This is a genomic window from Noviherbaspirillum sp. (assembly GCF_035654295.1).
Taxonomy (GTDB): domain Bacteria; phylum Pseudomonadota; class Gammaproteobacteria; order Burkholderiales; family Burkholderiaceae_D; genus Noviherbaspirillum.
Window position 1 is genome coordinate 36,308 of the sequence record NZ_DASRXF010000066.1, and the last position, 13,761, is coordinate 50,068.

General features: G+C 62.1%; 12 protein-coding genes. 7 read left to right on the forward strand and 5 right to left on the reverse strand.

Features of this window, described 5'->3' with window-relative positions; all coding sequences use genetic code 11:
* Positions 1-4: 4 nt before the first annotated feature.
* Entirely contained in the window at positions 5-1,084 is a 1,080-nt protein-coding gene (locus tag VFF99_RS07610; RefSeq protein WP_325016532.1) for an alpha/beta fold hydrolase, read from the forward strand.
* Positions 1,085-1,295: 211 nt separating this feature from the next.
* The gene (locus VFF99_RS07615) at positions 1,296-1,586 is read left to right on the forward strand and encodes a hypothetical protein (protein ID WP_325016534.1); all 291 of its coding nucleotides are present in this window, start codon (positions 1,296-1,298) and stop codon (positions 1,584-1,586) included.
* Positions 1,587-1,760: 174 nt separating this feature from the next.
* Here the strand turns inward: VFF99_RS07615 and bamE are convergent, their stop codons facing one another.
* From bamE to VFF99_RS07635, 4 genes are all read right to left on the reverse strand, one after another.
* Complete coding sequence (bamE, locus tag VFF99_RS07620) at positions 1,761-2,264, reverse strand: outer membrane protein assembly factor BamE domain-containing protein (protein ID WP_325016536.1); 504 nt, start codon at positions 2,262-2,264, stop codon at positions 1,761-1,763.
* 86 nt (positions 2,265-2,350) lie between these two features.
* Positions 2,351-3,304 carry an AAA family ATPase gene (locus VFF99_RS07625; RefSeq protein ID WP_325016538.1) on the reverse strand — a complete coding sequence of 318 codons (954 nt, stop codon included), beginning with the start codon at positions 3,302-3,304 and terminating at the stop codon, positions 2,351-2,353.
* Between the two features lie 213 nt (positions 3,305-3,517).
* Positions 3,518-4,435, reverse strand: a complete 918-nt coding sequence (locus tag VFF99_RS07630; RefSeq protein WP_325016540.1) for a ribose-phosphate pyrophosphokinase — start codon at positions 4,433-4,435, stop codon at positions 3,518-3,520.
* Positions 4,436-4,472: 37 nt separating this feature from the next.
* Entirely contained in the window at positions 4,473-5,834 is a 1,362-nt protein-coding gene (locus tag VFF99_RS07635; protein WP_325016542.1) for an MBL fold metallo-hydrolase, read from the reverse strand.
* 431 nt (positions 5,835-6,265) lie between these two features.
* Between VFF99_RS07635 and VFF99_RS07640 the strand changes: the two genes are divergently transcribed.
* From VFF99_RS07640 to VFF99_RS07655, 4 genes are all read left to right on the forward strand, one after another.
* The gene (locus tag VFF99_RS07640) at positions 6,266-8,215 is read left to right on the forward strand and encodes a serine protein kinase (RefSeq protein WP_325016544.1); all 1,950 of its coding nucleotides are present in this window, start codon (positions 6,266-6,268) and stop codon (positions 8,213-8,215) included.
* Between the two features lie 12 nt (positions 8,216-8,227).
* Positions 8,228-9,394 carry a DUF444 family protein gene (locus tag VFF99_RS07645; protein ID WP_325016545.1) on the forward strand — a complete coding sequence of 389 codons (1,167 nt, stop codon included), beginning with the start codon at positions 8,228-8,230 and terminating at the stop codon, positions 9,392-9,394.
* Positions 9,395-9,399: 5 nt separating this feature from the next.
* Positions 9,400-10,800: a SpoVR family protein gene (locus VFF99_RS07650; RefSeq protein WP_325016547.1), complete on the forward strand. Its 1,401-nt coding sequence runs from the start codon at positions 9,400-9,402 to the stop codon at positions 10,798-10,800.
* A gap of 174 nt (positions 10,801-10,974) precedes the next feature.
* Positions 10,975-11,442, forward strand: coding sequence for an Rrf2 family transcriptional regulator (locus VFF99_RS07655; RefSeq protein WP_325016549.1), 468 nt, complete (start codon positions 10,975-10,977; stop codon positions 11,440-11,442).
* Between the two features lie 13 nt (positions 11,443-11,455).
* Here VFF99_RS07655 and serA read toward each other — a convergent pair whose 3' ends face one another.
* Positions 11,456-12,655 carry a phosphoglycerate dehydrogenase gene (gene serA, locus VFF99_RS07660; RefSeq protein WP_325016551.1) on the reverse strand — a complete coding sequence of 400 codons (1,200 nt, stop codon included), beginning with the start codon at positions 12,653-12,655 and terminating at the stop codon, positions 11,456-11,458.
* Between the two features lie 122 nt (positions 12,656-12,777).
* Between serA and VFF99_RS07665 the strand changes: the two genes are divergently transcribed.
* Entirely contained in the window at positions 12,778-13,533 is a 756-nt protein-coding gene (locus tag VFF99_RS07665; RefSeq protein WP_325016552.1) for a ferredoxin--NADP reductase, read from the forward strand.
* Positions 13,534-13,761 lie beyond the last annotated feature (228 nt).

The window sequence follows — 13,761 nt, forward strand, 5'->3', positions numbered from 1 at the left end:
ATGCATGCAAACCGTCTCGTCCGGCATTCGCTGGTGGTTCGAATCGCTCGACCAGGCGCGCAAGCGGCGCGGCAACGCGATGGACCAGCTGGGATACGGCCCCACCGAAAGTCCCTGCCGCACTGCCCTCTCGTCGCCCGGCGTACGCCTGCGCTTCTACGGCGGCAATCCTGCGAGCAACAGCATCGCGCTGATCGTTCCCGCGCCGATCAAGCGCCATTACATCTGGGATATCTCCCCGGAATGCAGCGTCGTGCAGCATGCCATGCGCGAGGACATGCAGGTCTACCTTGCGGAGTGGACCGAGCCGCTGGAAGAACAGAGCGAGCTGGGGCTGGCCGACTATGCGTACACGCTGCTAGATCGCTGCGTGCGGGCGATACGCACCACCCATCCCTCGGGGCAACTATTCCTGCTCAGCCATTCGCTCGGCGGCATTTTCGCCGCGATTTATGCGGCGCTGCGGCCGGAACAGGTCGCCGGGCTGGTGCTGGTTGAGACGCCGCTGCATTTCGGCAGTGCGTCCGGCGCCTTCGCGCCGCTGATCAGCTTCGGTCCGCCGGCCGACAAGGTCGCACGCCTGTTCGACAACGTGCCCGGATCGGTGCTGAACATGGCGAGCGTGATGGCGTCACCCGCCACCTTCCACGTCGAACGCATCGGCGACTTCGTCGCCAGCCTCGGCTCTTCGCGCACGCTGCGCACGCACATGCTGGTGGAACGCTGGACGCTCGATGAATCACCGCTGCCCGGTCGGCTGTTCGAACAGGTGGTGGAAGACCTCTACCGGCGCGACAGCCTGATGCGCGGCACGCTATCGGTGGCGGGACGCACGGTGTCGCCCAAGGACGTGTCCGCGCCGCTGCTGGCCGTGTACGACCCGCACAGCGTGGTCATTCCGCCCGATTCGGTGATTGCATTCCATGACGCCGCAGCGAGCCGGCAGAAGCGCCTGCTTGCGTACGAGGGCGATACCGGCGTGGCGCTGGCCCACGTCGGGGCGTTGATGGGAGAGAATGCGCACCGGCGGCTGTGGCCGGAGATCTTTGCGTGGCTTGGCGTGGTGGGTGGGCGCGGGCACTAATGGTTCGTTCGTGATGCGCGGTGGGTTTCGCTGCGCTCTATTCGCCCTGCGGTTCTTTATTGGATGGTGGGTTTCGCTGCGCTCTACCCACCCTACGGTTCTTTATATAGGACGGTAGGGTGGGTAGAGCGAAGCGAAACCCACCAAACTAATAGCGGACGGTCGTGCGGGTCGAGCGCAGCCGCGAAGCGACTCCTGCCAAATCGCTTACTTGCTGCTGCCGCTCGGCCCGCTTTCACCGGACGTGCCCGAGCCGCCAGTGGATACGCCCGAGCTGGCGTCGCCGCTGCTCTTCCCGGACTTCATTCCGGACTTCTTCCCCTGTCTGCTTTTACCCGACGCTTTCCTGCTCGTGTCACTGGAGCCGGACGACATGTCGGCGCTGGAAGACTGGCGGGACTGGATTTCCTGTGCGCGGCGCATGACTTCTTCCGCGCGTGCCGGATCGGTGCTTTCCCTGATCTCCGAGGAAGGCGACATTGACTGCGACTGCTGTGACTGAGCATAACCGGCGCCGGAAAGCGCCAGCAGCGAAACGAACAATGCGAGGGATACCGTTTTCATTGTTGCCTCCATGAACGATGCAAGTTGTCATTACCGGGCCGCGGCGTAGCGCTTGCGCTTGCCCTGTTGCCAGTAATTAGGACTATGCAAACCTCTTTCAGTTTCGTCATTGTCAGTAGTTCAATGCGTCGGAACTGGAGGTTTCGGTCACCTTTCCGCTGCTCATGTCGAAATGCACGTTGAACAGGCGCGGCATGGTCATATCCTGATAGCGCCAGTCCCACACTTCTTCGTTCTTCAGCTTGAACTGCGCGACTGTCCGCGGCTTGCCGAGCAGCCTTCTGACCTCGTCGCGGCTCATGCCTTGCGTCACCTTCGAAAAGTTTTCCTTTGTCAGCAGCTGGCGGTAGTCCTTCAGCTTGCCGGACTTGTCTATCGTGAATTCCCAGGTGCGTACGCCCTCCGGCCCCTTCGGGTATTGCAGGTTGCGCGTGCCGTCGTCTTCTTCCCATACGGTTTCCGGTTGGCCCATGACGAGGCGCACGTCGGCTTCCGAGGACACGCCCCGGGCCAGCTTGTCGAGGCCGAATTCCTCGATCGGACGGCCCTGCTTGTCGCAGGCGGCGAGAAACACCGCCAGCACGGCGAGAACAATGGCGCTCGTGAAATTGAACATGGTGTTCCTCTGCCAAGGTCGAACCCTGTTGAGAGCGGCGCCGCAGTCAAGCGTTTCCCGTGTTGCGCACGCTCAAACAGGCGTGATCAGAATCCGATCCTGCGACGCGCCGCATCCGCCTTCACACGCACGTCTTCCGGCACCAGCGCGGTCCGACCTTCGGCCACGGCGTGACCGAGTCCGTCGAGCAGGGTCTTGCGCATTTCGCGCGGGGAGATGGCGGACAGCTTGTCGAGCACACTGTCCGGCAGCTCTTCGTCGATGTGCTGCAGCTTCAGTTCGCGCAGCAGCCCGATATAGACGCGCTGCGCGATGCCTGCCGCTTCATCCGCTGTCGGCGAAGGCACTTCGTAGACCGCCATGCGCGACAACAATGCCGGCGGAATGCCTTCCAGGCTGTTCGCGGTGAGAACCCAGAATACCTGGCTGGCGTCGAGGTCGACATCGATGAACTCATCGTGGAAGGCGCGCGAGGTCTCGGGTTCGAGCAGCTGGTAGAGCGCGGCCATCGGGTCCGATTGCGTGGAGCCCGTCGCCTTCTCGACTTCGTCCAGCAGCACCACAGGATTGGCAAATTTGCCGCGCACCAGGCGTTCGGCCACCTTGCCGCACTTCGCACCCTTCCAGGTGGAGGAACTGCCGGTGATGACGAAGCCCGCCGACAGCGCGTTCATGCTGATGAATTCGAACTCGGTGCCGAGCACGGCCGCCAGCCGCTTTCCGAAGTGCGTCTTGCCGACGCCGGGATCGCCCAGCAGCAGTACCGGCATCACGTTGAAGCTGGCGCCGCCGGCGATGGCGAGGCCGAGATAGCGCGTGAGGTCGTCGAGGACTTCGCGGAAGTTCGGACAATCTTCGTAGAGCGGCTGCAGCGCGGCGGTCGTCGAGGGCGTCGTTACGAAGCGCTCTGCCCCTTTTTCAAGCATGTCGTCGTAGAAGACTTCCAGTTCCGTCGATTTCAGTGCACGCGCCCTTTCCTTGGCGCTTTCGACTGCTGTCATGCTGTAGATAGGATGAGAGCGGGCGAGAGTGATCGTCATGGTGTAAAAACTCCTCGGATCATGCGGTGCGGAATGTTCGTAACCCGGATAACGATATAACCAGCGTAGCAAACTCCGTTCCATGCGAGGAACGATTGCCGTACGGATCATTTCAGCGAAATCGGCATGCGGTGTCAATCGCAACAGGAAGGACCTGTTGCGAAGACACAAGGCTGGCAGCAGCGCGCAGCGAGTGCTGATCCGCCCTGCGGTTCAGCCGTTGATCGGCAGGATGGCCATGAGTTCGACGGCCGCGACAGCGATTGCTTCGGCCACGTCGATGCGGTTGGTGGAATGGTGGATCGTGTTGCAGCTGACGATGTCGGCGACCCCTTCCGCATGCAGATCCTCGAAGGCGGAACCGGCGAAGACCGGGTGCACTGATATACAGACCGGCGGCGGCAGTCCTGCCTGCTTCAGCCGGCGCGTGGCGGCAATCATCGTCTGCCCGGTCGATGTGATGTCATCGACCAGGACCGGCGTGCCGCCCTTCCATCCGCCAGTCCCCCAGGATTCCGCCACTTCCGTTACTTCCACCTCGTGGTCGCCCTTGCGTGTTTTCTCGAGCACGACATAAGGACAGCGCACCGATTCGGCAGCCTTCGCTGCCCACTGTTCGCTTTCCGCGTCGGGGCCGATGATCACCGGATTGTCCACATGTTCCGCGATCCAGTCGCCGATGGCCGGCGCGGCGTGCACGACCTTGGTCGGGATGCTGTAGATTTCGTTGAGCCTGTGGTGGCGATGCAGGTGCGGGTCCACGGTCACGAGCCAGTCCAGGAAATCCGACAGGAAGGCCGCGATGTGCGCGGAGGTGATCCCCTCGCCTTCCTTGAAGCGCGCGTCCTGCCGCATGTAGGAAAGATATGGCGCGACAAGGCCGACGCGGCGCGCGCCCAGCTCGCGTGCGGTACGTACCGCGAGGTAGAGGGATATCAGCTTTTCGTCCGGCCGGTCCAGCGTGCAGACGAAGACGACATCACGCCCGTACACCGGCGAGCGCAGCCGCACGTAGGTCTCGCCGTCGGGAAAGCGGCGCATCTCCATCTGGCCGACTTCACAGGAAATCGCGCGGTCGAGATGCAGCGTGAAGGCTTCGTTGCCCGGCATCGCAAAGAGGATCGGTATCATGTTCCTGTTGCTCCGTCAGTGTCGTTGAGTCCGGCGGCTAAGGCAGCTCCACGCGTTCGAGGTAGTCGGGAACGCTGCATTCCCATTTCAGCGTTTCCTCGACGCGCCGTCGCAAGCTGTCCGCCGCCTCGGGCTCGCCGTGCGTAATGAAAGTGCGTTTCGGCGGCTGGCGGAACCCGGACAGCCATGCCAGGATTTCGTCGGCATCGGCATGGGCCGAAAGGTTTTCGATCTGCACCACTTGCGCGCGCAGGGGAACGTACTCGCCATGGATCTTGATCGCATCCGCCCCGCCGAGCATTGCAGCGCCGCGAGTGCCGCCCGCCTGGAAGCCGGCAAAGAGGATAGTGTTGCGCGGATCGGAAGCAAATGCCTTGAGGTGGTGCAGGACCCGCCCGCCGGTCGCCATGCCGCTCGCAGCGATAATGACCATCGGCATGCGTTTCATGTTCAAGGCCTTCGACTCATCGACCGTATTGACGATCTTCGCGGCATGGCACATCGCACTGCACTGCTCCTCATCCAGCCGGTGGTCATGCCGGTAGGCGCGGTATAGCGCGGTGACATCGGCGGCCATCGGGCTGTTCAGGTAGACGGGAAGCAGCGGCGGGATGGCGCCGGCTTTCTTGAGACGGTCCACATAGTGCAGCAAGGTTTGCGCGCGACCCACCGCAAACGATGGAATGATGACGACGCCGCCGCGTGCAACTGTTTCCTGGATGGTTTTGCCGAGCAAGGTCATCGGATCGGCCGCATCGTGGCGGCGATTGCCGTAAGTTGATTCAACCACCAGATAGTCGGCGCCCTCGACCTGCGCCGGCGGCGCCATGAGCGGGTCGTTCATGCGCCCCAGGTCTCCCGAAAACACGACGCTGGTCTTGTCGTCCCGCAGGGTGACCATCGAGGCGCCGAGGATATGCCCCGATCGTGCCAGCTCGGCGTGCAGCGCACCGGCCACGGCAAATCGCTTGCCGAACTTCACAGGCGCGAAATACGCGAGCGCGTCCTCCGCCTCCTCCTGGGTATAGAGCGGCAGCGCAGGGCTGTGCCTGGAATGTCCGTGCCGGTTCGCGTAACCCGCCTCCTCTTCGAGCAAGTGTCCGCTGTCGGGGAGCAGGATGCGGCACAGCTCGTAGGTGGCCTCGCTGCAATAGATCTTGCCGCGGAATCCGCTTTTTACCAGCAGCGGAATGTAACCGCTGTGGTCGAGGTGGGCATGGGTCAGCACGACCGCATCGATGGATGCGGGGGGAACCGGCAGGTGGGACCAGTTGCGCAGGCGTAGCTGCTTGTAGCCCTGGAACAGGCCGCAGTCGACCAGGATGTTCGAACGGCCGGATGTAACGAGGTATTTGGAGCCGGTGACGGTGCCCGTCGCTCCGAGAAATTGCATGTGCATGTGGTGTCCTCCGCAGCGCCGCTTCTTCTATTGAGACGAGGCAAGCATGCGAACACTATCCCGAATCGGGGCGCTTGTTCCATTGATCCAGATCAACCATTGCCGACACTGCATCTCCTGCCTTCTGTCCACTTCCTGCGTGTAAGTTTTTCAAGGCTGATCGGCCGGCCTCGGCCGTACGCGCTGCCTCTCTTCATTCACATATGCTTGCATGCATCTTGCTATCAATGGGTTGTGCGATACGCGCCACATGAAGCAGTGCGGGACGAGGCAAACAACACAGCAGTGGATTCATTGACCATCCTCATCATTCGCGCTTTTTTCAGCGCCCTATACTTGAATTGAGCGTGTCGTATCGAGAGTGACAGAAACGTAAACCCAATTCGGATGTCCATTCAGGGCAATCGATAAACCTACGGGGAGCACATGCAATGACCACGCATAGCGACGTCAATCGTACCGAGCAGCAAGACGACCTGCTGAAAAGCCTGATCGAGTTCACCAAGGATCATCGGGCTGCACACTGGTCCGGGACGGTCTCCGAATTCCTCGAACGAGTGATGACGGCAGACCCGAAAGGAGCCGCGCGCACGTCGCACCAGTACATGTGGGACATGATCCGCTGGATGGGCGACGTAGACGACGGCGGTACTTTCCGCTGCAAACTGTTCGACCAGGAACTTTTCGGCGTCGACGAGGCCATCGAACGCGTCGTCGATTATTTCAAGGCGGCGGCCGCAGGCTCCGAAGTGGGACGCCGCCTGCTGCTCCTGCTCGGCCCGCCTTCGGGCGGCAAGTCGACCCTGGTGATCCTGCTCAAGCGCGGCCTGGAGGAATACAGCCGCACGGAAGAAGGCGCGATGTATGCCATTCAGGGCTGCCCGGTGCATGAATCGCCGCTGCACCTGATTCCGCATTCCCTGCGCCCGCGCTTCCGCGATACCTATGGCGTGGAAATCATCGGCGAGGTGTGCCCGCATTGCCGCACCCGTCTGGAAAACGACTACAGCGGCGACTTCCTGCGCATGCCGGTGGAGCGCATCTTCATCTCCGAAGCCGGCCGCGTCGGTATCGGCACCTACGCGCCGCACGACCCGACCACGGCCGACCTTGCCGACCTCGTGGGTTCGGTCGACCTGTCCAAGGTGGCCGAGTATGGCGACGAAGGCGACCCGCGTGCATGGTCGTGGTCAGGCGCCGTATATGCGGCCAGCCGCGGCATGCTGGAGATGATCGAGATCCTGAAGGTCAAGCGCGAATTCCTGTACCTGCTGCTGACGCTCACGCAGGAAAAGAACGTGAAGGTATCGCGCTTCCCGCTCATCTATCTCGACGAGACCATCCTCGCCCACACCAACCTGGCGGAATTCCGCAAATTCCTGCAGGAGAGCGAGAACGAAGCCCTTCTCGACCGCATGGTCATCATCCAGGTGCCCTATACCTTGAATTACAAGGATGAGGCGAGAATTTACAAGAAACTGATTTCCTCGGCGGCACCCGCCTTCCGCGAAGTGCACCTCGATCCGCATGTCCTGCATGCGGCAGCGGTCTTTGCCATCTTCACGCGCCTGCACGAGGCCGACGACAAGGAGGTGGAACTAAGCAAGAAAGTCCGCCTCTACGCCAATGAAGAGGTGGAAGGCTATGCCCACGCCGAGGCCGAGCGCATGAAACAGCGCATGCCTGACGAGGGATTGGCGGGAATCTCCCCGCGTTTCGTCATCAACGCCCTGTCGAACGCGATCATCCAGACCAATGTGAAGAGCCTGACCACGATGGATGTGCTGCTCGCTCTCAAGGATTCGATCGAGAACGACGCGCGCATCGATCCGAAACGCAAGCGTAAGTGGATCGATTACCTCGTGCTGGCGCGCAAGGACTTCTACAACAGGTGGGTGAAGGAAGACGTGCACAAGGCGCTGTTCGTCTCTTTCGAGCAGGAAGCACAGGATCTGCTGGACAAGTACCTGGACGAGGTGGAAGCGATGCTCGACAACCGCCAGATCAAGGACCCGATCACCAACGAGGAACGCAAGCCCGACGAACGCTTCCTGCGCGCGGTGGAAGAAAAGATCCACATCTCCGATTCCGGCAAGCAGTCGTTCCGGCAGGAGGTGGTGCGCAAGGCGATGGGCGCCTACAAGCGCGGCGAGAAATTCACGCTCGACAGCCATGCGCAATTGCACAACGCCGTGCAGCAATACCTGTTCGAACAACGGCGCGAAGTCTTGCGCCTGGTCAGTTCCACGACCCGTCCGGATGAGGAAGTGCGGCAGAAGATCTCGGTCGTCGAAAAGCGGCTGGTGGATGAGTACGGCTATGACAGCCACAGCGCACGTGAGGCGCTCAACTACGTGACCACGCTGATGGCACAGGAATGAGGCGCATGCTCTATGACTGACCACATCACGATTTCTGCTGAAACACCCTGGTACGACCTTTTCTCCAGGGGCTCTCGCGACTGGCTGCGCCACAACCAGAAAGTCCGCGAGGCGGTCCAGCAGAACCTGCCCAACCTGGTGGCCGGTCCGGATGTCATGACCGGCGCGGAGGACCGCACCGTGCAGGTGCCGGTCCGTCTGCTCGAGCACGCCCGCTTCCGGCTGGCGGACTCGAACCAGACCTTCACCAGCGCGGGCCAGGGCAAAGGCAAGCCCGGTGACGTGCTGCGCCAGGCGCAGCCCGACATGGGCGGCGACGAGGGCGAAGGCGGCAACAACGATGGCGAGGTGAAACTGCTGCTGGAGTTCAAGGTCGACGACATCATCGACTGGCTGTGGGAAGAATTGCAGTTGCCCGACCTGCAGCCCAAGCGCAACACCGCCGTCACCGACGACGAATATGTCCGCGAAGGCTGGGACAAGCACGGCGCCCGCGCCCGCCTCGACCGCCGCCGCACCGTGAAGGAAGCGGTGAAGCGGCGCGCGACGCAGGAAAGGACGACCGAGAACCCGGTGCCGTTCACCAACGAAGACTTGCGCTTCAAGCAATTGGTGCAGCGGCGCAAGCCGGCGACGAACGCGGTTGTGATTTTCGCGCTCGACGTCTCGGCCAGCATGACCGATGCCGAGCGCAAGCTGGCGAAGAGTTTCTTCTTCTTTGTGCTGCAGGGCATCCGCCGCCGCTACGGCAAGGTGGAAACGCGCTTCATCGCGCATACTACGCAGGCATGGGAGTTTTCCGAGAGCGAGTTCTTCAATGTCAGCGGCACCGGCGGCACCGGCGCGTCCACGGCGTTCAAGCTGGCGCTGGAACTGGTCGAGACGGAATACGACCCGTCGCAGTACAACGGCTACCTGTTCTATGCGTCTGACGGCGAGAACTTCACCGAAGACCGCGCCGCCGCCACCGAGTACCTCTCGAAACTGGGCAAGCTGCTCAACTACATCGGCTATGTGGAGACCGTCCCCGGCTCCCCGCGGACCTCGGAAACGGAAATGAAAATGCTGTGCTCCGAAGTCGAGCGCAGCGGCGCACCGATCGGCAGCAGCATCCTGACGCGGCATGAGGACGTTTGGAAGGCCATCCGCAAGTTCTTCGTTCAGCAGCAAGAGGAATAGACAGCATGTGCAACTCCACTCACACGCCTGAAGCGGTCGCGCAGCTGAAGGAGTATTCGACTCGCATCGAAAAGCTTGCCCGCGATCTCGGTCTGGATTACTACCCGGTCGATTTCGAGCTCGTCCCGAACAATTTCATGATGGAAATCGCGGTGTACGGCTTGCCGGTGCGCATGCACCACTGGTCCTTCGGCGTGCGCTACATCCACCAGCTCATCCGGCAGGGCATGGGCCATTCGCGCATTTTCGAAGTGATGTTCCCCGGCGATCCGTGCCGCGCCTACCTCGTCAACGGCAACACGCTGCCGGAGAATGCGCTGGTGACGGCGCACGTGCTCGGACACGCCGACTTCGCCAAGAACAACCACCTGTTCGCGCAGTTCATGGAGATGGCGGGCGGCCATATCCTGGAACAGGCGGCCGACCGCGCCCATCGCATCGAAACCGCGATCCAGGAGCACGGACAGGAACGGGTGGAGGCGGTGCTGGATGCCGCGCTGGCGCTGGAACCGCACATCGACATCAACCGCGAGCTGCACCGGCCGCTGTTTCCGACACATGCGCCCAAGCCGGAACCGGAACCGGCGCTCGACGAATTCCAGAAGCGCTTCCGCTCGCTGCCGGGCGAAAGGATGTTCGCCGAGGCCCACGCGCAAGCCAAGCGTCCTGCCATTCCGCCTCAGCCGGAGTACGACCTGCTCTGGTTCATCGCGCACTATGCGCCGGAGATGGAGGACTGGGAGCGCGACATCTTCCTCGCCGTGCGCGAAGAGTCGTACTACTTCTACCCGGTGTTCGCCTGCCAGATCATGAACGAGGGCTGGGCTTCGTACTGGCATGCCCGCCTGCTGCGCGAGGCGGATTTCCTGCCGCAGGACCTCTACCTGTCCGCGATCAAGGCCCACTCGGATGTGGTGCGCCCGTACGCGGCCGAGCGGCAGCTGGCGCTGGCGGTCAATCCCTACCATCTCGGCTTCTCGATGTGGGAAGACATCATCGAGAAGCATGGGCTGGAAAAGGCACGCCAGATCGTCAAGGAAGAAGACGACTTCGGCTTCGTCCGCAACTACTTGACCAGGGACTTGATCGAGGAGCTCGAGCTCTTCGTGTACGAGGCGCGCGACGATGGCGACATCCGCATCTCGGCCAATGAAGTGCACGCGGTGCACGAAGCCATCCTCGGACCGAAGTTCAATTACGGCGCACCGCGCATCGCCGCCAACCACCTGCATGTGGACGGCAGCCTGCAACTGGTGCACGACCACCAGAGCGACGGCCGCGGCGTGGATCTCTCCCGTGCCGAGCGGGTGCTGGAATACATCGGCCGGGTCTGGCGCCGGCCGGTCACGCTGCACACGGTCGGCGACCGCGGCGAGGCGCGTGTCGTCACCAGCAAGCGCCTGTAAGCATCCTGCCAACTCCCGCAGCCCGCGTTGCCGTTCCGGCCACGCGGGCTGTTGCATTCCCACGCTACAAGAACGGTTTTGCGCACCGGGCCGCCTTAAGATTTATAATAGATCGATCTTATTTCCCGGCCGGGGATATAATTTCCCGTATTCCCGCCACAGACCGAGCGAGCCATGCGCCTGACCGACTACACCGACTACTCCCTGCGTACGCTGATGTACCTCGGCATCCACCGCGAGAACCTGGTCACCATCCAGGACATCGCGGATGCCTACGGCATCTCCAAGAGCCATCTGATGAAGGTAGTGCACCAGCTCGGCCTGTCGGGACTGGTCGAGACCATCCGCGGCCGCAGCGGCGGCCTGCGCCTGGGGAAGGAACCGGAGGAAATCAACATCGGCGACGTGGTGCGCAACACTGAGCCGGATTTCATGATGGTGGAATGCTTCAACCGCGAGATCAACGAGTGCGTGCTCTCGCCCTCCTGCGAACTGCAGGATGTACTGCGGCGGGCGACGGCGGCCTACCTCCAGGTGCTCAGCGGCGTCACCCTGGCCGACCTGCTGCGCAACAGCGGCGCCCTGCGCACCATGGCGCGCGTGCAAGTCTACCCGCGCGACAAGGCCAAGGCGGCCGCCTGATCCCTCCTCTTCCTTAGACAAGCTCGCAACGGATCGTCGCCGGTTCGTTGCACAGCTTGCGCAGCAGCTCCTTGGAGATCGGCGCTTCGACGTCCGTGATTACATAACCGATCGGCCCGCGCGTTTGCAGGTGCTGGGCGACGATGTTCAGCCCCGCCTCCGCAAAATCGGCATTCATCCGCGCGATCACGCCCGGCTCGTTGCGATGCACATGCAGCACCCGGCTGCGCGCCTGTTTCTCGACGTGGGAAATCTCCGGGAAATTCACCGCCCAGCGCGTCGTGCCCGCCTTGAGGAAGCGCGCGAGCTTGTCCGACACTTCGCGCCCGATGTTTTCCTGCGCCTCCTCGGTGCTGCCGCCGATGTGCGGCGTCAGGATCACGTTGTCGAGACCGCGCAGCGGGGAAACGAATTCCTCCTTGTCGTTGCCCGGCTCGGCGGGAAAGACGTCCAGCGCCGCGCCGGCGAGGTTCTTTTCCCGCAACGCCGTATTGAGCGCGTCGATGTCGACCACGGTGCCGCGCGAAGCATTGATGAGCACGGCTGTCGGTTTCATGTGTGCAATGCGCTCCGCCGTCATCATGTTTGCCGTCGTGCTGCCGCCCGGAACATGCAAGGTGACTACGTCGGCCTGCTCCAGCAACGCTTGAAGCGTCGGCATGGGCCTGGCGTTGCCCAGTGGCAGCTTGCTCTCGACATCGTAGTAACACACCCGCATGCCCACGCTCTCGGCCAGGATGCCGACCTGCGCGCCGATGTTGCCGTAGCCGATGATGCCAAGCAGCTTGTTGCGCACCTCGTAGGCGCCCTGCGCGCTCTTGTCCCATTTGCCGCGATGGGTGCGCGCATTCTTTTCCGGAATCCGCCGCAGCAGCAGGATGGCCTGCGCAATAACCAGCTCCGCCACCGAGCGGGTATTGGAGAACGGCGCGTTGAACACCGGGATGCCCTGGGCGGCGGCGGCGTTCAGGTCCACCTGGTTGGTGCCGATGCAGAAGCAGCCAATGGCTTTCAGCTTCGGCAAGGCCGCCAGGGTATCGGCCGAAATGTGCGTGGCGGAGCGAATGCCCACGGCGTCGGCATCGGCCAGCGTGGTCTTCAGTTCCTCGGGCTTCAAGGCGGTCGGAATCTGCACGATGTCGGCAAATCCTTCCACATTGAGGTGTGCCGCCGCGCTCGCATGAATTTTCTCCAGCAGGACTATCTTCGCCATCGCTCACCTCGTAATTAAGATTCATTTACAATCAATATTAATACTGATCGAGACTTGCCGCTCCTTGCCGGGCTGAAAGGGTAGATATGCTGACGGATCCGAAAATCGCCGAGAAGGCCACCGTGGAAAAAATCCTCCGCCTGCAGTGGTGGACCGACAAGCTGCTCACCTTTACGACAACGCGGCCGCCGGGATATTCCTTCGATGCGGGGCAATACGCGCGCCTCGGCCTGCGCGACGCGCACGGCGTGGTGTGGCGCGCCTACTCGATGGTCTCCTCGCCGGCCCAGGACTTCCTCGAGTTCTACGGCGTACTGGTGCCGAACGGGCTGTTCACCACGCAACTCAAGGCGTTGAAGGAAGAAGACGGGATTCTTGTCGAGAAGCAGCGCTACGGCTTCATGACGCCGGACCGCTTCACCGATGGCGAGGACCTGTGGATGATCGCCACCGGCACCGGCGTCGGCCCCTTCATATCCATGCTGCGCGATCCCTATGTCTGGGGCCGCTTCCGCAACCTCATCCTCGTGCACGGCGCGCGGCATACCGAGGAATTCACCTATCGTGACGAACTGGCGAGCTATGTCCGCAAGGCGCCTTTCGAGGCGCCCTCGCGGCTGCAAGTCGTGCGCGCGGTGACGCGTGAGGATGCGCAAGGCGCCGATCCCCTGCTGCTCAAGGGACGTGTGACGACGCTGTTCGAGAACGGTGCGCTGGAAAAGGCCGCCGGTCTGCCCATCACCGAGGCCGCCTCGCGCTTCATGTTGTGCGGCAATCCGGAGATGATCGAGGATATGCGCAAGCTGCTGCACGGACGCGGGATGAGGCCGGTACGGCGGGCGCTGCCGGGCCATTTTGTGACGGAGAACTACTGGTAGCAGGACGTCGGTGGCTAAAGAATATTCTCGGCGGGCCGCTTGGCGGGTTTCGCTTCGCTCTATCCACCCTACCATCCTTTATAAAGTACCGTAGATCCTATGAAGAGGTGAGCCAGTTGCAAAAGCTATCCTTAGAATTTGAAGTGCGACCAACAAATCGAGGAGAACGACATGCAACCGACTCACGAGAACGATTTTACGCTGAATGGGATGTTGACGGTGGCGCTG

Coding starts and splice junctions, on each gene's coding strand:
- VFF99_RS07610 (WP_325016532.1), top strand. CDS start 5: ATGCAAACCGTCTCGTCCGGCATTCGCTGGTGGTTCGAATCGCTCGAC.
- bamE (WP_325016536.1), bottom strand. CDS start 2,264: ATGTTCAATTTCACGAGCGCCATTGTTCTCGCCGTGCTGGCGGTGTTT.
- VFF99_RS07625 (WP_325016538.1), bottom strand. CDS start 3,304: ATGACGATCACTCTCGCCCGCTCTCATCCTATCTACAGCATGACAGCA.
- VFF99_RS07630 (WP_325016540.1), bottom strand. CDS start 4,435: ATGATACCGATCCTCTTTGCGATGCCGGGCAACGAAGCCTTCACGCTG.
- VFF99_RS07635 (WP_325016542.1), bottom strand. CDS start 5,834: ATGCACATGCAATTTCTCGGAGCGACGGGCACCGTCACCGGCTCCAAA.
- VFF99_RS07640 (WP_325016544.1), top strand. CDS start 6,266: ATGACCACGCATAGCGACGTCAATCGTACCGAGCAGCAAGACGACCTG.
- VFF99_RS07645 (WP_325016545.1), top strand. CDS start 8,228: ATGACTGACCACATCACGATTTCTGCTGAAACACCCTGGTACGACCTT.
- VFF99_RS07650 (WP_325016547.1), top strand. CDS start 9,400: ATGTGCAACTCCACTCACACGCCTGAAGCGGTCGCGCAGCTGAAGGAG.
- VFF99_RS07655 (WP_325016549.1), top strand. CDS start 10,975: ATGCGCCTGACCGACTACACCGACTACTCCCTGCGTACGCTGATGTAC.
- serA (WP_325016551.1), bottom strand. CDS start 12,655: ATGGCGAAGATAGTCCTGCTGGAGAAAATTCATGCGAGCGCGGCGGCA.